This window comes from Ruegeria sp. CDSB136 (assembly GCF_059610965.1).
Genome location: NZ_JBXWOP010000027.1, coordinates 15,486 through 34,400 on the forward strand (window position 1 = coordinate 15,486; position 18,915 = coordinate 34,400).

Below are 18,915 nucleotides of genomic sequence, written 5' to 3' on the forward strand. Positions count from 1 at the left end.
GTTAGCCCAGCTTAGCCTTTTTTCTGCGAAGATGCTGGTGAAAAGCGAGGCCGCCCGGTCGCGCGTAACTCTAAGCGTTACCTGGAAGGAAACCACAAAATGCTTAGCGAGAAGGACTTCCCGGGAGTGGCCGCCCTCTCGATCTGCGAAGCACTGCTGCTGGCTATGAACGATAACAAAGTCCTGCCTGAACACGAGATCGTGGGTATCCTGCGCGATGCGGCAAAGACACATGAGAACGCGGCTGGCACTGACAACGAGATAGAGGCGCACCTGGCCGTGGCGGCTCTGATCAACCGGATCATTGCTGGCGGGAACTCCGTTCGGAGGCCGCCGGGATGACATGCTCAATTGCACCGGGTTGGACATTGCCTATGCCGTTTTCGTCCAACTCGTACAAGGCACAGGGCCAACAGCCCGGTCATCAAGACATGTCAGTTGGCACATGCCACCAAGACGGCAGCGTCCAAACTGACATGTTGAAAGCCGGATCTGCCTCGACCGCGCGGCAAGCGCGGGTCCAGTCAGGTCCCTTGCCCGTCACGGGTGGGGCACCCGGCGCGGGATACCCCTCCGGTGTAACCGGTCCGAGACAGGAAGAGGCGCAGCTGACCGCATCAGACTGGACACGAACCCTGATGAAGTACCGGCAGCCAATCCCCTCCCGCAGCATTTTCGAACTGACGGTCACGCTCGTGCCTTTCGTGGCAATATGGGTGGTTGCCTGGTGGGTGCTCTCGATCAGCACCGTGTTGGCACTGGCTCTCGCGTTGGCGAATGCAGCCTTCCTGCTCCGGCTGTTCATAATCCAGCACGACTGCGGACATGGTTCCCTGTTCCGCGACCGGCGTCTGTGCGATTGGATCGGTCGCGTGATCGGCGTTATCACGCTGACGCCCTATGACGTCTGGCGCAAGACCCACGCGATCCACCACGCCACGAGCGGAAACCTGGACCGGCGGGGCATCGGAGACCTGCCGGTGCTGACAGTCAGAGAGTACCGCGGGAAGGGATGGCCCGGCCGTACGCTTTACCGCCTGTTACGCCATCCGGTTTTCCTGTTCGGGGTGGTGCCGTTTTACACGTTCTTTCTGCACAACCGGCTGCCCGTCCATCTGATGCGGTCCGGCTGGCGCTACTGGTTGAGTGCGATGGCGACAAACGCTGCCATAGGCCTCACTCTGACAGTGATTGTCTTGCTGGGCGGGTGGGAAGTACTGCTGTTCGTCTTCCTGCCGACGATGCTTCTGGCCGCAATAGCCGGCATGTGGTTTTTCTACATGCAGCATCAGTTTGAGAAAACCAGCTGGCGGCACGAGGAAGACTGGAACATCCGGGACGCGTCCCTTCACGGCAGTTCGCACTACGCTCTGCCCGGCATCCTGCGCTGGATCACCGGGAACATCGGAGTCCACCATGTGCATCATCTGGCCAGCCGCATCCCCTTTTACCGTTTGCACGACGTAGTCAAGGATCACGACGCCCTGGCGCAGACCAGACGCATTACGCTTTGGGAAAGCTTCCGCTGCGCGCGACTGCACCTTTGGGATGAGAAAAGCCGCAGATTGCTATCGTTTGCAGAGGCCCGGGCACTTCCCGTCTGAGCCTTGCGAAATATTGCCACTGGTCAGTGAATTGGCGCGTTGGATAGGAAACTGGGGGCACCTAAATAGGACATTTGTCGTTCCACGGACGGCCACGTCTGTGCCAGTTGGGTTTCTTTCTGAGCCAGTATTGTCGGGACAATTGGGCTGATTACTCAGTTGTCGCTCTAATCAGGAAGGTGGATGCTGTGACCGCCATATCGTCAGCGGCAAAGGTATGAATGAAGGAGGGCGGACTGATTGATCTCATCGCCGACTATGAACCCTATCTTGCGCTCGCAGTTGTCGTCCTTCTGTTCGCAGCATTTCTTTCCGAGCGCTTCGAACCGGACGTAACCGCTGCGGGGGCCGCCGCGCTGTTTGTCGTCTTGGGGTTTGTCCCCACGAATGAAGTTTTGGCAGCGTTTTCGAACCCTGCACCCATAACGATCGCTGCGATGTTCGTGATCAGCGGCGCGCTGGTCCGAACCGGGCTTCTCGACGCACTTGCGAACAAGGTTGTCGCCGCAGGGAGCAAGCGCCCGGTCGCCGGTATAGCGGCGTTTCTCATCGCGACGCTAGTCGCCTCGGGTCTGATTAACAACACTCCGGTCGTCATCGTCCTCATACCGGTGGCCATTCGTTTGGCGCAGAGCCTGGGCTTTGCTGCGACACGCCTGTTGATTCCGCTATCCTACATGTCCGTCCTGGGCGGGACGTGTACTCTGATCGGCACGTCGACCAACCTTCTGGTGGACGGCGTTTCCCAGGCGTCTGGCTTGGAACCGTTTTCAATTTTCGAGATCACACCGGTCGGTCTGGTGGCCGCGGCCACAGGCGGTGTGGCGCTCCTCCTGCTTGGACCTGTCCTGCTGCCGGACCGAAAGGATATTGCGGAACAGGGCGGCGACGATGAAGCGACTTTTTTGACCGAGGTACGCCCGCGAGAGGACTACCCGAATATTGGTCGAACGATTCATGAAATCGCCGCCCTCAGCCGAAGAGGTGTTGAAATCGTCGGCATCCGTGCGCGTTCTGGAGTCAAGAGAGAGGGATTGAGTGAACACATACTCGAACCGGGCGACAGGATCATTGCCAAGGTTGCGACATCAGAACTGCTCACCCTCAGGAAACTTGAAGGGATCGAAGTCGGGTTGCGCCAGGGGCCAGCGGCCGAAAACACCTCGGAGCTGATCGTCGCCGAAGCTATCGTGACGCTTTCACGCCGAAGCCGCGGAGTGCGCATTGCCCAGCTTGCCATGGGGCACCGATACGGCATGCGTGTTCTTGGTGCCCACCGACATGGGGAAGTGCTTGGACCCGACCTGTCGACGGCGCTATTGCGCCCCGCCGATACGCTGCTTTTGGAAGGAACGCCTGAAGGCTTTGCCCGAATGACCGAGGCGGGCGATCTTGCCGCGATCACGGATGCCGGGGGGCGCGCCTTTCGCCGCGGGAAAGCGCCGCTGGCTCTGTTCGCGCTTTTCGCGGTTGTGGCGCTCGCCGCAGCCGGGTTCGCCGAGATCAGCGTGCTTGCCCTTGTCGCGGTCGCTGCCATCCTCGTGCTCCGGTGCATCGACAGCGGCGAAGCCTGGGCGTCCATCGACGCCAGCGTCCTTGTGCTGATCTTTTCCATGCTAATCGTCGGCAGCGGTATGCAGAATGCAGGAGCAGTCAACCTGATCGTGGAGACATTGGTGCCGACTCTTGTAGAGTTGCCCCTAATTGTCACGCTCGCTGTGATCTACATACTGTCTTCGGCGCTCACCGAGGCGGTTACCAACAACGCCGTAGCCGTCGTCGTTACACCTCTCGCGATCGGTGTTGCGGAACAACTCGGTGTCGACGCCAAGCCGTTCGTCGTCGCTGTGATGTTTGGCGCAAGTGCAAGTTTCGCCACTCCGGTCGGCTATCAGACCAACACATTGGTATATGGCGCTGGGAACTACAGGTTTTCCGACTTCCTCAGGATCGGCGTGCCGATGAATCTTATCGTCGGCGCAGCCGTGGTCGGGGTGATCCCGGTATTCTTCCCATTCTAGGGTACCCGGTCTTGTTCTGCGGTGCTTGTGGCGCTTTTTGTGCGCGCTGCGTGAATTGTCAGCAGGAGCAGCATGAGGATCCCGGCCGTTGCGGCAATAGCTGATCCTGAGAGAATTCCAAGCTTAGCGGCGTTCAGCGTCGCCGGATCGAAGGCCAAGCCCGCTATGAACAGCGACATCGTGAAACCGATACCAGTTAGAAACGAGCCGGCCAGAATTAACGGCCCCGACAAGCCCGGCGCTAACACTGCCAGGCCTGATCGGACAGCTAGCCAGCTGAACCCGAAGACGCCGATCGGTTTTCCTAGCACCAGACCGACAATTATCGCCAAGGAGACCGGTTGTTCGAAATCGGCACCCTGAACCGTGATGCCGGCATTTGCCAGCGCGAAAATCGGCATGATTGCAAAGCCGACCCAAGGGTGCAGCATTGTCTCGAGCCGTTCGACTGGCGAGAGTGCCTCCGTGACCGCTCTGCTTGCTTGACGCAGGTTATGGCGGGTTGCGGTATCTCCCTGCTGCCGATCGCCGGCCGGAACGGCGCGTAGGCGTCCAAGGATTGCATGCAGCCGGGCATCGCTTACCCATATGCGCGTCGGCGTCATAAGGCCCAGAATGACCCCTGCGATGGTCGCATGAACGCCGGAGGCATCGATGCATAGCCAGACTGCCGCACCGAGAAGAAAATAAACCGGGACACTTCTGATCCCGACGCGCGAGGCGCCTGCGACGACACCAATTCCCAGCAGACCCAAACCGAGCGCCGACCAGTTCAACGCTTCCCCGTAACCGAAGGCGACGACGAGAATTGCGCCGACATCGTCAAAAATGGCCAGAGAAAGAAGGAACAGACGCAAGGTGGACGGGATCCGCCTTCCGAAAAGCGCCAGGCATCCAATCACGAACGCCGTATCGGTTGCCATCACGGTTCCCCAGCCGTGCGCCCCGGGCTGCCCGGACATCAACAAATGATAGAGCCCGACCGGCACCACCATGCCACCCAAAGCGCCCGCGAACGGCAGGGCGGCCTGTCGCGGGTTTTGCAATTCGCCCAGTACGATCTCGCGCTTGAGCTCCAGAGAAAGCACGAAAAAGAAGAGGGTCATCAGCCCGTCGTTGATCCAGTGTCGCAGCGAGCGGGTGAAATCGAACGAACCGAATGTCAGGCCAACAGGGGTCTTCCAGAAGCCCAGGAAGCCTTCTTGCCAAGGCGAGTTTGCCAGCGCCAAAGCCAGCAGAACAGCCAGGAACAGGAGCCCACTCGCGGCCGCTTGGATCTCTAGGAAGCGTGCGAAGGGTTTTGTTATTCTATCGGCGGACTCTTGGGGCAGGCTTTGATGATTGTCTATCTTGGGACAACTACGCCAATTCGGGTGAAAAGAGACTACGCCATTGAAGCGTGGACGCAATGACCACGTGGATCAATGTCTGGCTATGCAGGAGCCATCCACGCAGGATATTCACCAGCAGGTTTTTCAGTTTCTGAGAAACGGACAATGCGGAAACGGTTGATTAGGCTTCACAAATTAAGGAACAGGTTAGCATCCGGCATTCATGAAGCCCCGGAGTTGGTTCTTTGTCATTTCCCCGGGGACCGGCTCCGAACAATAGCTGGATCGTCACCAGAAGTCGTTTGTCAGGCTTCGGTGCTTCGGCTCTTTCCTTGAGCCAGCTGTGACTTTCCAAAGTTGAGTCCGCTTCACTCAGAATTTTGAAACCAGCGGCCAATAGATGCGTGGACATTTCCTCGGGTGTCGCGAGATGACTGATCGAAGGTTCTGAAGCCTAAGGTGCCGGATACAAAACTCACCGCCTTCTCCCTGCAAAATGTCATAAATTCTAAACCTTGCGCCGGGTTTGAGAAAACGTCGCGCCTCGGCATAGACCGTAGCCTTTTCCGGGACGTTCATAGCGACGTGAACTGGAAACGCACCATCGAAATGGTTGTCGGGAAAAGAAAGGTTTGTTGAATCACCCTGAAGGAACACGGTTTTGTCGCTCAAGTTAACCCCTTCCGAAATCTCGTTTGCCGCATCGTATAACTCTTGCGTCAAATCCATCTTCCTTGGCCGGTATCTTCGATCCGAAGACTTCCGCCGCGCGAAACACGAAGGGCTGGTTCAGACGTCTGTATCAGCAAGCGCCCGGTATACGGTCATTCTTGAAATCCCTAGTTCACGCGCGATCTGGGCTTTTGCGGTGCCCTCGCTCGCCAATCGCCGGATTTCCTCATCATCTACGGATTTCCGCCGCCCCTTGTAGACACCCTTACCTTTGGCGGTGTCGATCCCAGCACGCTGACGGTCGCGGATAAACTTCAGCTCCATATCGGCGACCATACCGAGAACGGTGATGACCATGCGACCCATATCTCCGGCGGTGGTTACGTGCGGTTCAAGAACACGAAGTGATGCGCCCTTGGCGTCCAACTCATATACCAAGTTCAGCACGTCACGCGTGGAACGACCGAGGCGATCTAGGCGATGAACAACCAGCTCATCCCCTTCGCGCAGAAATTCCATCACTGTAGCCAATTCAGAACGGTCATCACGGGAAGCACCAGAGACTGTTTCGGATCGGACGATCTGACAGCCTGCTGCTCTCAGCGTGGCTTTCTGGATATCAAGATCCTGGCTTGATGAGCTGACGCGGGCATATCCAATCTTGGGCATAGCAAACTGTCACATTAGGGTGGTTCCCATTCTGATAATGTAACAATATGCTGTTGACTACTCATTTGTGACATCTTGGCGTGCCACATCACCCTGTCTCCTGCGGGTGTACCCTTTTGTGACGCACAGATCACGCGGCCATTGCCCCAAAGTCGATCCGCTTTTCCAAATCGACATCGAACCGACCATACGGATTGATGTGGGAATAGATCAATGGAGTGAGGCCGTGGTAATCCCGCTCGGACAGGCGAGTTGCCCATCCTGGTTCCGACAACACGGATTGCACCATGCGTGTGTTCACATAGACAAGGGATGCCTGAAGCAGATGCAAGGCATGGGCGGAGATTTCCTGATCGGCAATCCGGTTGCTGGAAATCTCGCCGCCTTTGCCAAAGAACACGAAGCCATTGGCGCTGTTCCAGTTCTCCACTACATTCAGTCCTTCATGAATCTCGCGGCGGAAATCTTCGGATCGTAGATACCTGCACAGAAAGATAGTCTTGATCGCCCGCCCCAGTTCAGCGAGTGCCTTGTATGTTGGATGCATCACATCGGCGCGTGCAAAGCGACGCAGGATGGCTTCCGGATCGGCCGTGCCATGCTGCATGGCCGAAGCGTATTTGACCATTTCATCGTACTGTCTTTCGATCTCGGCCCAGTCAACAGTGCCGGACAGGATCGGTAGCAGGTTGGGCAGTTGTCCCCGCATTGCGGAATTCGGTAAGGCCAGCTTTTGTCGGGCGATGGCCTTCAGACGTGGGGCCAATTCGAATCCAAGAAGATGACAGAAGGCGAAGCCGATGGCACTTTGGCCGTGGCTATCAACATACTGGCGCTGGATCTCCATGTCGGTGCAATGACGCAGAACCCCTTCGATCATCGCAGCCACTTCAGATGATGAGCAGCGTTTCAGCTGGGAATAAATACAGGTCGCCTGCCGTTCGACATGCCAATAGATCATGACACCGCGCCCGCCATAGCGGGCATGCCATTCGGTCATCAGGTTGCGATCCCAGGCTCCGAACTTGGTGGAATCTGCCGCGCAGGCGGTTCCCGCATTGCCCCAAACTGACGGATTGCGCACCGCCAACGTGGCATCTGCAACCTTGACCGCCGCTGCCCGAAGAGAAGCAGGATCGACATAGCGGCGTCGGATATGCAGCAACTCATCATAGCTGATTTCAGGCGTGCCAGCAGCTACACGTTTCAAACCGGCATTGGTGCCCAGGCCGTAGAGGCAAAGCAGCAGGCGTTGATCCCGGATATCACGCGGCAGTGCTTCCCGGCTGGCTGACGTTTCGAATGCTCCCAGAAAGCCTGTCTCCAGCGCTGTCTCTTTCAGCGTATCCAGCAGTCCGGTCACCGGCCACCGCCGACCAATCTCTGATTTAAGGCCGATCAACCCTTTTGGCTCTGGTGCCGGGGTGAAAGGTGTAATGCTAATGCAGTTGTCACCAGACCAGCGCAGCCGCACCTTGTCACTATTGGGCAGCGAGCTGTTCAGTTGACGTAACTCATACTCCAACTGCTCCCGAACAGATCGCGAAAATTCCCGTGCATCCTGGGTGAGCTTCAGGCCAGCATAGTATACGTCGCGCTTCTCAGGAAAATCCTTCGGCAGATCATCGTCCGGGTTGCGATAACGATCAGCCCCTTCGACCCAGATCTCTTTTGACCTGATACGATCCCGCAACTGGGTCAGGACACAGAGTTCATAAGAAATAACATTCAGCCGCCCGCGTGTGTCGATCACGGTTTCCTGCCATTTACGCGGAATTGAGCCCTCGGGTGCCAGCGCAGCCGGGGCGTAACGCCGTCCTTCCTCATTCAGGCGGATTATCAGAACCAACGCATCCAGGATCGGTCGCCACGTCTCATTATTCGAGCGGAATTGTAAGACAGACAACAAGGACGGCAGCATTCGACGATAGTGGCTGGCATAGGAACCCCGCATTACAGTCTGAATCCGAACATTCAGTGTTCCCTTGGCCCTGTGTTCATCAATGATGGCTTTCAGCTTGGCCGCGCCCGCGATTGGAAAGATCACATCCGAGACTTTGCCGTTCGGGGCCATCATCGCCGCCGTCGCAATGTCCACCAGTAACCGTTCCTTGCCGTGAACCTTATCGATGTCAGCGGCAATTTTGCTGATCACCTTCCGTTTGGAGCGTGTGCCGATGCGATGAACAACGTCGATGAGCAGGTCTACAAGACCATCAATCAGCTGCGATCTGCGCGACATCAGATAGATCGCCAACAATCCCAGGCGCTTTTCCCGGCTATGCCGCCGCATCTCTGAGGCTGTTTCCCCCTCAACCCGGCGGGTCAATATCCTGATCCATGTGGGATCAACCTCGTTGACCAAATCGAACGGCAGATCAAGAGCATGAATAAAGGCCAGCCGGTCAGCTGCGTCGAGTACATTGTCCAGCGTGGCTGCGCCAACATCGTCTTTTAGGCTTTGAAAGCCATGATCGCCGCGTGGGTTGGCTAAGCTGGCTTCCAGTGCTGCAATGGTTTGCAATGACAACCGGCTGGATGCATGCTCCAGAAGTTCTTCCTGAAAACTATACTGCGCGGAACGCACCAAGCGTTCCATGATCTTCCGGGATGGAATGAACACTGATTGGCCCAAGGCCCATTGATAGCCGAATTGAACGAGATCTTCCGTGGAGGGCCCCAAAGTCGAAACCTGCGATGCAAGTGCTTCGCGCAGTTTGGCTCGATCCCGGTCATTGGCGCGGCGAATGCCGAGGAAGCGTAGAATCTCCAACCGGTGGCGGCGCGCCGTGTCACTACCGATGTCATAGTTCGACACATGCGCGACATCCTCACCAAGCTGTTCAGCGAGATAATCCAATGATTCCGATGGAAGGTCCTTCAGTCGCTTTGGGAAATACCCGAAGCGCCGAAAGTGCGCTAACTGGGCAGCCAACCCAATCCGCATTGCGTGCCGATAGCTGTTTATAAACTCAAGATCAGCGTAAGACAGACTCCAGACAGCCAGAAATTCTCGTTCCAATACAATACCCTCCAAACGAAAGGGCAAATTGGGTAAGGATCAAGATCTCGTCAAGCCGGACGGCGTTCCGCTATTGTTCTTCATAACGCCCAAATATGCACGCTCGGTCCAGTTGGGCCTTCTTTGTCGGAGTACGTTTTCCCCAGATCGTCCAGAACGTGTTTGCAAACTGTTTCCAGCAAAGTGCGCGCCGCTGTGATCGCACCTTCTGGATCGGCAGAACGGCGTGACAGTGCGCGAGCCCAGGCCTCGTTTACTCCTGCGGCCGAAAACTCTGACAATGCTTCGGAGACGCGGGTATCACCTGGATTCCGTTGCGGTGCTTCCAAATAAACTATCAGTGGCGTGAATGCTTCAGAGATCACCTGTCGGCGCTCAGCATATGTGCCGCGCTCTCCTTTGATGTAAGGCCAGAAGGCATCCAGGCTTCTGTACTTCCGGACAAAGTGGGGCAGGCGATCTCTGATTTCCGGATCGTTCATGAATTCCGTGCGGAGAAGCGCATAGTTGGGATCAGCGTGGCTTCCACCCGTCGCCGCGCTGATCATAATACCTTCGAGCATAGCTACACGTTCAGCGCGTGAATCCGGCAGATCAGCTTCAAATCCAGAATACATTAGCCCCTCAAGGTTTAGTGTTTGTGGTAAAATCGAAATCCAGATCTTGGCAGCTGTAAAGAGCGAACCATGCGGACCTCGGCTTCCCAACCAGATGCGCATGGTCGCTCGCAATGCCGGACAATCCCCCTATCACAGGAATTTCTCTGCCAATGCTCGTTTCCCAAGCGGATCAGAGCACTGCAACTTGTCACCTTTTTTGTAGTAGAAACCAGAGGTGCGAAGATCAAAGTCCCCGATCATCACTTTGATCGACAACTCATGCCCGTCGCTCCAGGTGTCGCGAACAGTAGCTTTACAGGTTTCACCTCTGAGCTCGAACTCAAACTCTTCACCCTTGGTCTTTGAGGCTTTCAGGGCGGCCCTGAGCAGCGTCTGGCTGATGGTGTCCCGTTTCTTCTCAGACAGCATTTCAAGCGATGACTCTTTGATCTCACCGAAGATGCCGCTGGCATTGAGGGTCTCCAGGATCTTCCTGATATGCCCACCAGCGTACTGATTCACGAAGAGTGATGACCGTGAACCGTGAGGGCTGCCCAGAAGGTAGGAGCGGATGTTCCACCAGGTTTCAGCCACTTCAGCATCGCGCGCATCCACCATGGTTTTCTCGACAAACCACGTGATCGCATCTTTACTTTTGATGGTGCCGTCCGCTTCCAAGGACACATTGGTCGCCTCGACAACCACTGGATACGCATTGTCGGCATACAAAGGTCCATCGAGCCGATAGGCGTACAACTCTGGAACTTTGTCGACGTGGCTGATGAGACGGTCAGCGACTTCTTCAGAATATGGGCAGGTGACAAAGCCGCGCACAAACATGACCGTGTGATCAATACCATCAAAAACCGGGAGGCTGCTGAGATCGTAGGCTGACTGATGACGTTTTTTGTCTGGTGTAGTCAGAATTGGATGCCATTCGGGGTAGGATTCAACGGCACATCCCAGCTCCACTACCAGACTGTCGAAGAGCTGGCGCCCAGCCTCAGCGTCCTCCAGGTGTTGCGTCAGATATTTTAGAGCAAGCGCGTTTTGCTCAGCCGCGACACTAGATGCACGGAATTCCATAGGTAACCCTCACGAAAAGAATAGTCACGTTTATACCCATATAACGTAAGTATAAGTTTTACGTAAAGTAGCAATTTACGTAAGTCGTGAAAAAATGTACCCAGCTGTGAATCCACCCGGGCACATCTCTATTACGGATAACAACAATTATGTTAAATATATCAGCACTACTGACCTAAATCCAAGCCTCTAAGCACTCTGATTGACCAGTTCTGGGCTATCGTTTTGCAAATTTGAGTTTCCTGTGAGCGTACGGCCGTGCTGGCGAACAAACGACTGCGTAAGGCTCGGTGTTTTCGTTGTCTACTGTTAGCATGATTGGCCGGTCGCAGCCCAAACCGGACATTCGATACGAGAATTGTAAGCGCCCGAGAAGCGCAAAGAAGCCGGTTTGAGCTATGGAAAACTACAAGCCAAGCGCTGAAAAGAGCTAGAGCCGAATGATGAACTGACCAATTCTGCTAGCCAGACAATCTGATAGCTCCGGAACTCTGCATTACATCGGACAACAAAGCACCCATGATTGCCACGGGTGCTTTCGTTGGTTTGGGAATGCTCACCGCGCCAGTTCGTAGCGGGTCATCGACATTGTAGTTGCGTCGATCATGTTCATGAACTTCTCGGCTGCCGGGGCAGAGGCAAAGCTGTCCATGGACGCCTGCGCTGCCTCTGCGCTTTCCCAATTGACGACGACCGCCCATTTGCCATCTGCGAACGCAGCTTGCCGGGAGATGAAGCCGGGCTGTTTACTAACGTGCTCGTTCTCAAGGGCCCTATCGACCGGTTCGAACTCCTGAGCTGTGATCCCTGCGGCAAGATCCATTGTCACAATCTCAATTACGCCAGCATCTTGAGCCATTGCCGTACTTCCTAGCTTCGTCATCATTAGGGTGACCAGGAACGCTTTCATATTGGCACCCGATCAGAACTTGCCGTTGTCATGGGCCATTTCAGCAGGGATCTCTGCGATCACGTCCCAATGCTCAACGATCTTGCCGTCTTCGACGCGGAATAGGTCATAGAAGGCAGTCGGCTCGTCGGCAAACTTACCCTCAGAGGCGGTGAAGACAAAGTTGCCCTCGGCCACAACAATGTGGACATCCGAGTAGATCATTTGGATGCCTTGCTCGGCCATGCCTGCAAGTGCCGCACCCAAACCGTCCAGACCGTCAGCAATGTTGCTGTTGTGCTGGATGTAGGTCTCCGTGGACAGGAATTCGGTTATCCGGTCAACGTCGCCATCCTTCAGGATAGTGTTCACAAAGTCTGTGACCAGCGCCTTGTTCTCAGCAGTCTTATCCAGATCGGTTATCTCAGTCGGACCATCGGTCTGAGTGTGTCCCGAAGGGTTTGGCGGTGTGAGCGGTGTCAGGTTGTCCCAGTGTTCCGCAACCTTTCCATCCTCGACGCGGAAGACATCAAAGCCAACCAAGGTGTCTGCACCAAACGCCTGGGCGTTGTTATAGGTCGTATGCAGGACGACCATATCGCCCTCCGTGATCACCCGGTGGATGTCCACCTCGATCCCGCTTTCCTTGAGACCGGGGATTAACCCGAGGATCGGGGCGGCACCTGTGGGGACAGCAGGGTTGTGCTGAATATAGTCATTTGCCAGCAGTTGTTCGGCGGCGGTTGCGTCGAAGTTGACGAAAATGGCGGCTACAGCCTCCAATACGAGTTCTTTAGGTGTCATTGTTGTAGTCCTCTCTTGGTTTGATTTGACGACATTCACGCGGCGCCGGCTTGCGCCGAGGTGATTGTGAATTCTGTGCCCCACGGATCGACCTTGTGGCCGGGCGTGAGATTTGCCGGGTCAGCCAACAGTTCAACACTTGTGAGACCAGTGGCCCCAGCAGAGCGCGAGCCTGCCCCCTTTGATTGCCAAGCATTCGCCGCAAGATGGTGATGGTAGCCACCGGACCCGAACCAGCGGGCTGAGGGCAGCTCAAATGTCTGAACCATACTCAGCTCGTCAGTAACGAACTTGGCTGCCTTGCTGACATCACCGACACGTAAATGAACGTGTCCGATGACTGTGCCTGGCGGTGCGCATTGCCACTGTGTGGCATCTACCGTTAGTGATTTCAGGTCGAGCGGGTGCGTTGTCATGTGGATGGTATCGCCTTGGCGTTTCCACGCTTCGCGAGGCAGATCACGATAGATTTCGATGCCGTTTCCTTCGGGATCGTTCAGATACAGCGCCTCGCTGACACCGTGGTGGGATGCGCCATCCAGGCGAACACCACGCTCATCCGCGTAGATCAGCCATGCGCCGAGGTCTTGTTTGGACGGCAACAGAAATGCGGTGTGAAACAGCCCCGCCTCTTTAGGAAAGGGTCTAGCGTTTCGGTCCTGGCGCAACTCGATCAGCGTTCCGGCCTCGGTGCCGAGGAAGGCGCTTTCACCGTTGCGTTCGATCAGGCCGAGGCCAATCACGTCTTCATAGAAGGTGGCGGTCTTATCCAGATCGCGCACCGTCAGGGCGACCTGACCTATTGAGATGGGGGCGTCTGACGTTGCCATGTTCTTTTCTCCTGCGATTCAGCTTGAGAGGAACTTAGCGATGGTCTTTTCTCCATGAAATGGCGATAAGAGCGAGTGTGTATCGCGCAAATGGAGACAATGATATGGACCGGATCGACGGGATGCAGAGCTTCGTGGCTGTTGTGGAATCCGGTTCTTTTGCCGCCGCCGGACAACGGCTTGGCATTTCAAACAAGCTGGTCAGCAAACGTGTGGCCCAGCTCGAAAACATGGTTGGGCTGAATCTTCTCCATCGCACCACCAGGTCTATGTCGTTGACCCACGAGGGGGAGCGATATCTGGAAGGAGCGCGACGGGTGCTGGCTGAATTGGAGCAGTTGGAGACTGAGTTTGACGCTTCAGAGGGCTTGAAGGGCATCGTTCGTGTGGCTGCGCCCCTTTCTGCGGTTTACATGGTTGGCGGGTCGCAGCCCAAACCAGACATTCATCAGCGAACTTTGTTGATCCCGAGGAGCGGATTGGTCCGTTCATGCAACGATGCTACCAAAAGTGGAAACCGCGCATAAAGCCAGTATTCGGGGATATGAAAATCTTTCTATTCGGGCAATCCACCAGCAACCATCGCACCAAAATACCGGTCCTGGTCCTCAGTATGCATAAAGGGTGTGTTTCTGTGTGTAGAAACACGGAAGTCCGGCCGGATTTCGAGTAATTTCTTTGCTTCAACCTGTGCATCTTCCAGACGTCCCATTTCAGCAAGGGTTGCGACCAAGATACGGCGCGGAGGAAGCGACTTTGGATAAGTTGAGATACCGGTTTTTGCCAGCAGAATTGCCTGTTCGTAATCTCTGATGAGGAAATGAGAAAGGGCCGCGTTAAAATTGTACCAGCCGGGATAACGCGGATTGACCTTTTTTGCCTTGTTGTTCCACTCAATCGCTTCGGCTGGCTCACCCATAAGCGACCGTAGAAAGCCCATACCATATAGAACCTCAGGATCATTGGAGTTCTCCCGTATTGCCCGCTGAAATGCCTGGTATGCAAGTTGATGATCGTGGTCAGCAAACAAATGTAGCTGGCCCAAGCGGTGTTGAACGCGATAGTCCGATTGATCCAGTTCTAACGCACGCTGTGCGTGCCTACGGGCTTTGTTCAGCGCGGTTTCTGGATCGTCCGACCCACCAAAGCGCCAAACGCTAAGGTAGCGACCGCTCAATTCAATATGTGCAGAAAGGTAGTCTGGATCGAGCTCTATTGCTCGTTCCAGTAGTTCAATTGCCTCTTGCCGACTCGCAGTATTCAGCAGCTTGCTTTTGGCAACAGCCCTCAGAAAAAGTTCATACGCTTCTAGATCATCGGTCGGCCGTTTCCTAAGCGAAGCGATTTCTTCTTCCTCAACTACTATTTTTAGGGTGGATGCGATTTCCCGAATAAGGTCGGCTTGAGCGGCAAACAATTCTTCGATCCCAATGTCATATTGTTCAGACCATAACGCGTGCCCCGACTCTGTCTCTATAAGTGTTGAGTTAATTGAAATTTTCTCGCCAACGCTCTGAACGCTACTTGAAAGAACATATCGCACACCGAGCTCTCGACCTATTTCGAGCGGTTTGACCAAGCTGTCGGCAAAGGTAATCGAAGTCGAACCAGCGATCACAAATAGCTGTGGAAACTTCGAAAGCTGCGTCGTGATCGCTGTTCCAAAGCCTTCCGCCAGATAGCCGACCTCTTCAACTGGTGAGCGGTTCTCAAAGGGCAAAACGACAATGGAAGGTTCGTCCGGGATGGCAAGCGCCAACTCCTCTTGGTCGGTCAGGGGGCCCACATCTCTGGATCGCCACCATATTACCGCAACCAGCACCAAGCAGATGCATATTGCACCGACCAGAGTTGGCGCCCATTTGGATATGTGTGGTTTCGTATGCGCAACTGGCTCCGATACAGCCAAAGCCTTGGCCTTGTCATCCAGTACGACTTCGAAGGCTCGGACTGGTCTCTCTATGTTCTTGACTTCGGTCTCACCCAGATCCTCGAAATTCAGATCCAGTTTGTCCTGCACCTGATCCCGCACGCTGCGGTGAATGCAAATACCTCCGGGCTCAGCCAAACCTTCAAGGCGGGCAGCGACATTGACGCCATCACCATATATGTCTCCGTCCTCGGCAATCACATCTCCGATATTTATGCCGATCCGAAAAACAATTCTTTCACTTTCTGGAACGTCCGAGTTTCGAGAAAGCATTTCGTTTTGTACAGAAACGGCAAATTTCATTGCCTGTACGGTGCTTTCAAACTCCAGCAGTGCACCATCACCCATCAGCTTGATTGTCTTGCCGCCAAAACTCGCCGCAAAGGGTTCAATGAGTTCCAGCCGATGCGACTTTAGTGCAGCCAGCGTCGATGCCTCATCGCGTTCCATCAGCCGCGAGTAGCCCACGACGTCAATACTCAAGATAGTGGTAAGGCGGCGTTCCACTCCCGTTCTCCCCTACACCGAAGATTATCCACCCTGATCTATTGAATCCATAGTTCTGCTATTCGCCCTACACCAAATCGCATATTTGTGGCGCTGGTCGGGCTTCGACAAAGTCAGATTATTCATGACGGAGACCAAGCATGGTAACCAATAGACGCTGACACTGTGTGGGCGATGAGGTTGTGCGTGGCGGTGTGGAGTATTCGTCATGCAAGTTTTAAATCTACCCGTCATTCGAGTTGGCCGATCTGCGTGGAACAAAGGTCGGGTTATTGGCCAGAAGCGCCCGCTTTTGCCAAGGCATGTCTGGGCAATACGCGTTCGCTTAGAAATTTCAGAAGATCATAGGAACTTAGCACTCTTCAATTTAGCAATAGATAGTAAGCTCCGTGGTTGCGATCTAGTTCGCCTGAAAGTCGCAGACGTGTTTACTGCGGGAAAAGTAAAGGAACGAGCGTCAGTCAACCAAAGCAAGACACAGAAACCAGTTCGCTTTGAAATTAGCAGTGGTACACGAAACTCGCTTCTGAGATGGTTGAAACAACCTGCAATGAAAAGATCCGAGTACTTGTGGCCGGGACGGTTTCAGTATCGGCTGCATATTTCTACTCGTCAGTACGCGAGGTTGGTTCAGTCATGGGTCGCTTCGATTGGGCTTGATCCCAGCCAATATGGGACCCATTCAATGCGACGCACAAAAGTGGCGCAGATTTATCGTAGAACAGGTAACTTGCGAGCCGTGCAGCTATTGCTTGGTCACACCAAGATGGACAGTACAGTGCGTTACCTGGGTGTAGACATCGAAGACGCGCTCGCCATCGCGGAAGCCACCGTGGTGTAATCCATCAGGCCGCTTTCGAGCGGCCTTTTTTGCGCGCCCCCCCTAGAGTAGAACTATCAGCCCAAACCGGACATTCAATCCAAGACTTTGCTATTCCGGCTTTGCGACAAACGTAACCTTGGCAAATGTCTGCTCTATGAATGAGTTGTTGCTTTCTTAACCTTTGCCCTGTAGGTGAGGCGCAACGCCGCGTGTGGATGAACAAATCAGCGGTAAAGTATTCTCGCCCGTGATCCCCAGATCGTTGTCTTGAATAGCTCCTTGAGAGCAACGAAACGACGGCGGCTATTTCATACGAGCTTCCCAGTAGATTAGAGAGACCAAGTGCCGATAGCGGTGAACCGCGTTTATGGCACGAGACCAAACGCTTTTGACGACATTTGACACCCTCGGCCTTGCCGAGCCCATCCTGAAGGCCATCAAGGCTCAAGGATATTCGACCCCTACGCCCATTCAGGCCAAGGTCATTCCGCTGCTGCAATCTAAGCGCGACGTGATCGGTATTGCCCAGACCGGCACAGGAAAAACCGCCTCATTTGTATTGCCCCTGTTGCATCGGATTGAGCGTGAGAGATCAAAACCCGCTCCGAAACAGTGCACAGCCCTGATCCTTACGCCCACGCGTGAGCTTGCGGCGCAGATCGTGGACAACATCCTCGCTTACAGCAAGTTCAGCTTGATCACGGCGACACTTGTCGTCGGTGGCGTACGCCCCGGCGGGCAGATCAAGGCTCTCAGCGGCGGTGTGGACATTGTGGTGGCAACGCCTGGTCGCTTGCTGGATCATCTTGGCACAGGCGTCATCAATCTGTCTCAGACCAAGGCCATCGTGGTGGATGAGGCCGATCAGATGCTGGACTTGGGTTTTCTGCCCAGCATCCGAAAGATCATGGCCAAGCTGCCTGAAAAGCGACTGACTGCGCTTCTTTCGGCGACCATGCCGGGGCAGATCAGAAAGCTTGCCGATGATTTCCTGAACGATCCGGCAGAGGTTCAGGTAGCGGCTGTTTCAAAGCCGATTGAACGGATTGCGCAGAGCGTCAGACATGTTGCCAAGCAGGACAAACGCCGTGTCCTGGCAGACATTCTGTCGGACAAAGCTGTTCACCGCGCGGTCGTTTTTACACGCACCAAACGCGGTGCCGATAATGTCTGCAAACACTTGATTGCAGCCGGGATCAACTCCGCTGCCATTCATGGGAACAAAAGCCAGCCTCAGCGCGAACGTGCCATGGCAGGATTCCGGTCGGGATCAACCACCGTCCTTGTTGCCACCGATATTGCCGCACGGGGCATCGACATCGACGATGTATCCCATGTGGTGAATTATGAGCTTCCGAATGTGCCGGAATCCTATGTGCATCGCATTGGCCGGACCGCCCGCGCGGGCAGAACCGGCACCGCGATTTCACTGTGTGATCGTGAAGAGATGCCCCTCCTGCAGGATATTGAAAGGCTGATCGGCAACAGGCTGCCAAATGGCGATGAAATGCAAGCCGAACCTGCGAAACGCGGTCGCAATGCAAAACCGCAAAAGCCCAGCGTTGCCAATCTTGCACCTTCGCCAAAGCCGCGAACCGTTGGCCACGCGACGCACCAGCGAAACGGACACCGACAACACCAGATCGACCCCTCCCAAGCGCAGGACGGTCTTATGCGAATGCTCTCCAACATTGGTGAGTTTACCCAACCTGCTGCCTGAGCGTAGCAAACAGCCCCGACTAATCCCGGCGGGCGCACATGTCATTGAAAGGATAATCTCATGACGACCGGAACAGTAAAATGGTTCAACGAAACTAAAGGCTACGGCTTCATCGAATTGGATAACGGCAGCGGCGACGCATTTGTGCACATCAGCGCGGTTCAGCGCTCCGGCCTCGACAGCCTGAAAGAAGGTGCAAAAGTCGGCTTCGATCTGAAAGAAGACAGGATGCGCGGCAAGACCTCCGCCGAAAACCTGCAATTGCAGTAGGCAATTCACAGACGATGCCAGGCTGCGGCTGCAACTGTCGCTGTCTGGAGGCCCAGGCATTCTGAACCTGCCACTTGCTGCGCAGCGACTAACTGACATGTTAGGTTTAGAGCTGCCGATACCGGCGGTAAGCATGAT

The 18,915-nt window shown here is 55.1% G+C and carries 17 protein-coding genes; 7 read left to right on the top strand and 10 right to left on the bottom strand.

Going from position 1 to position 18,915, the window contains the following annotated elements:
* The first annotated feature begins 99 nt into the window (after positions 1-99).
* From AC2FIR_RS21925 to AC2FIR_RS21935, 3 genes are all read left to right on the top strand, one after another.
* Complete coding sequence (locus tag AC2FIR_RS21925) at positions 100-342, top strand: hypothetical protein (RefSeq protein WP_010442275.1); 243 nt, start codon at positions 100-102, stop codon at positions 340-342.
* Positions 339-1,604 carry a fatty acid desaturase gene (locus AC2FIR_RS21930; protein WP_496747796.1) on the top strand — a complete coding sequence of 422 codons (1,266 nt, stop codon included), beginning with the start codon at positions 339-341 and terminating at the stop codon, positions 1,602-1,604. The genes AC2FIR_RS21925 and AC2FIR_RS21930 overlap by 4 nt, the downstream gene beginning before the upstream one ends.
* Before the next feature lie 221 nt (positions 1,605-1,825).
* Complete coding sequence (locus AC2FIR_RS21935) at positions 1,826-3,625, top strand: SLC13 family permease (protein ID WP_496747795.1); 1,800 nt, start codon at positions 1,826-1,828, stop codon at positions 3,623-3,625.
* Here the strand turns inward: AC2FIR_RS21935 and nhaA are convergent.
* The 9 genes from nhaA to AC2FIR_RS21980 form a co-directional block, all read right to left on the bottom strand.
* Positions 3,622-5,034, bottom strand: coding sequence for a Na+/H+ antiporter NhaA (gene nhaA, locus AC2FIR_RS21940; RefSeq protein ID WP_496763143.1), 1,413 nt, complete (start codon positions 5,032-5,034; stop codon positions 3,622-3,624). The two genes, AC2FIR_RS21935 and nhaA, sit on opposite strands and share 4 nt — an antisense overlap.
* A 294-nt stretch (positions 5,035-5,328) precedes the next feature.
* Positions 5,329-5,685, bottom strand: coding sequence for a class I SAM-dependent methyltransferase (locus tag AC2FIR_RS21945; protein ID WP_010442271.1), 357 nt, complete (start codon positions 5,683-5,685; stop codon positions 5,329-5,331).
* Between the two features lie 60 nt (positions 5,686-5,745).
* Positions 5,746-6,297: a recombinase family protein gene (locus tag AC2FIR_RS21950; protein WP_260027330.1), complete on the bottom strand. Its 552-nt coding sequence runs from the start codon at positions 6,295-6,297 to the stop codon at positions 5,746-5,748.
* Positions 6,298-6,427: 130 nt separating this feature from the next.
* Positions 6,428-9,319 carry a Tn3 family transposase gene (locus AC2FIR_RS21955; protein WP_496747791.1) on the bottom strand — a complete coding sequence of 964 codons (2,892 nt, stop codon included), beginning with the start codon at positions 9,317-9,319 and terminating at the stop codon, positions 6,428-6,430.
* 80 nt (positions 9,320-9,399) lie between these two features.
* Positions 9,400-10,038, bottom strand: a complete 639-nt coding sequence (locus tag AC2FIR_RS21960) for an abortive infection family protein (protein WP_496747790.1) — start codon at positions 10,036-10,038, stop codon at positions 9,400-9,402.
* A gap of 30 nt (positions 10,039-10,068) precedes the next feature.
* Positions 10,069-11,004, bottom strand: coding sequence for a hypothetical protein (locus AC2FIR_RS21965; protein ID WP_496763148.1), 936 nt, complete (start codon positions 11,002-11,004; stop codon positions 10,069-10,071).
* A 556-nt stretch (positions 11,005-11,560) separates the two neighbouring features.
* Entirely contained in the window at positions 11,561-11,863 is a 303-nt protein-coding gene (locus AC2FIR_RS21970; protein ID WP_496763153.1) for an antibiotic biosynthesis monooxygenase family protein, read from the bottom strand.
* 63 nt (positions 11,864-11,926) lie between these two features.
* On the bottom strand, positions 11,927-12,697 hold the full coding sequence (locus AC2FIR_RS21975; protein WP_170556200.1) for a nuclear transport factor 2 family protein: 771 nt from the start codon (positions 12,695-12,697) through the stop codon (positions 11,927-11,929).
* 35 nt (positions 12,698-12,732) lie between these two features.
* Positions 12,733-13,527 carry a VOC family protein gene (locus AC2FIR_RS21980; protein ID WP_496747786.1) on the bottom strand — a complete coding sequence of 265 codons (795 nt, stop codon included), beginning with the start codon at positions 13,525-13,527 and terminating at the stop codon, positions 12,733-12,735.
* A gap of 104 nt (positions 13,528-13,631) precedes the next feature.
* On the opposite strand from AC2FIR_RS21980, the gene AC2FIR_RS21985 reads away from it, so the two are divergent.
* Complete coding sequence (locus AC2FIR_RS21985; RefSeq protein ID WP_496763156.1) at positions 13,632-14,054, top strand: LysR family transcriptional regulator; 423 nt, start codon at positions 13,632-13,634, stop codon at positions 14,052-14,054.
* Positions 14,055-14,083: 29 nt separating this feature from the next.
* On the opposite strand, the gene AC2FIR_RS21990 is transcribed toward AC2FIR_RS21985, so the two are convergent.
* A complete protein-coding gene (locus tag AC2FIR_RS21990; protein WP_496717020.1) occupies positions 14,084-15,964 on the bottom strand; it encodes an adenylate/guanylate cyclase domain-containing protein in 1,881 nt (626 codons plus the stop codon).
* A gap of 208 nt (positions 15,965-16,172) precedes the next feature.
* Between AC2FIR_RS21990 and AC2FIR_RS21995 the strand changes: the two genes are divergently transcribed.
* The 3 genes from AC2FIR_RS21995 to AC2FIR_RS22005 all read left to right on the top strand — a co-directional run bounded on the left by AC2FIR_RS21995 (position 16,173) and on the right by AC2FIR_RS22005 (position 18,777).
* Positions 16,173-16,805 carry a tyrosine-type recombinase/integrase gene (locus AC2FIR_RS21995; RefSeq protein WP_480889515.1) on the top strand — a complete coding sequence of 211 codons (633 nt, stop codon included), beginning with the start codon at positions 16,173-16,175 and terminating at the stop codon, positions 16,803-16,805.
* A 349-nt stretch (positions 16,806-17,154) separates the two neighbouring features.
* Positions 17,155-18,507 carry a DEAD/DEAH box helicase gene (locus AC2FIR_RS22000; RefSeq protein WP_480523190.1) on the top strand — a complete coding sequence of 451 codons (1,353 nt, stop codon included), beginning with the start codon at positions 17,155-17,157 and terminating at the stop codon, positions 18,505-18,507.
* A gap of 60 nt (positions 18,508-18,567) precedes the next feature.
* Positions 18,568-18,777, top strand: a complete 210-nt coding sequence (locus AC2FIR_RS22005; RefSeq protein WP_170329064.1) for a cold-shock protein — start codon at positions 18,568-18,570, stop codon at positions 18,775-18,777.
* Positions 18,778-18,915 lie beyond the last annotated feature (138 nt).

What these genes read in the sequence shown, in the direction of transcription:
- AC2FIR_RS21925 (WP_010442275.1), top strand. Translation starts at nt 100, where the DNA reads ATGCTTAGCGAGAAGGACTTCCCGGGAGTGGCCGCCCTCTCGATCTGC.
- AC2FIR_RS21930 (WP_496747796.1), top strand. Translation starts at nt 339, where the DNA reads ATGACATGCTCAATTGCACCGGGTTGGACATTGCCTATGCCGTTTTCG.
- AC2FIR_RS21935 (WP_496747795.1), top strand. Translation starts at nt 1,826, where the DNA reads ATGAAGGAGGGCGGACTGATTGATCTCATCGCCGACTATGAACCCTAT.
- AC2FIR_RS21945 (WP_010442271.1), bottom strand. Translation starts at nt 5,685, where the DNA reads ATGGATTTGACGCAAGAGTTATACGATGCGGCAAACGAGATTTCGGAA.
- AC2FIR_RS21950 (WP_260027330.1), bottom strand. Translation starts at nt 6,297, where the DNA reads ATGCCCAAGATTGGATATGCCCGCGTCAGCTCATCAAGCCAGGATCTT.
- AC2FIR_RS21960 (WP_496747790.1), bottom strand. Translation starts at nt 10,038, where the DNA reads ATGCGCATCTGGTTGGGAAGCCGAGGTCCGCATGGTTCGCTCTTTACA.
- AC2FIR_RS21965 (WP_496763148.1), bottom strand. Translation starts at nt 11,004, where the DNA reads ATGGAATTCCGTGCATCTAGTGTCGCGGCTGAGCAAAACGCGCTTGCT.
- AC2FIR_RS21970 (WP_496763153.1), bottom strand. Translation starts at nt 11,863, where the DNA reads ATGGCTCAAGATGCTGGCGTAATTGAGATTGTGACAATGGATCTTGCC.
- AC2FIR_RS21975 (WP_170556200.1), bottom strand. Translation starts at nt 12,697, where the DNA reads ATGACACCTAAAGAACTCGTATTGGAGGCTGTAGCCGCCATTTTCGTC.
- AC2FIR_RS21980 (WP_496747786.1), bottom strand. Translation starts at nt 13,527, where the DNA reads ATGGCAACGTCAGACGCCCCCATCTCAATAGGTCAGGTCGCCCTGACG.
- AC2FIR_RS21985 (WP_496763156.1), top strand. Translation starts at nt 13,632, where the DNA reads ATGGACCGGATCGACGGGATGCAGAGCTTCGTGGCTGTTGTGGAATCC.
- AC2FIR_RS21995 (WP_480889515.1), top strand. Translation starts at nt 16,173, where the DNA reads ATGCAAGTTTTAAATCTACCCGTCATTCGAGTTGGCCGATCTGCGTGG.
- AC2FIR_RS22000 (WP_480523190.1), top strand. Translation starts at nt 17,155, where the DNA reads ATGGCACGAGACCAAACGCTTTTGACGACATTTGACACCCTCGGCCTT.
- AC2FIR_RS22005 (WP_170329064.1), top strand. Translation starts at nt 18,568, where the DNA reads ATGACGACCGGAACAGTAAAATGGTTCAACGAAACTAAAGGCTACGGC.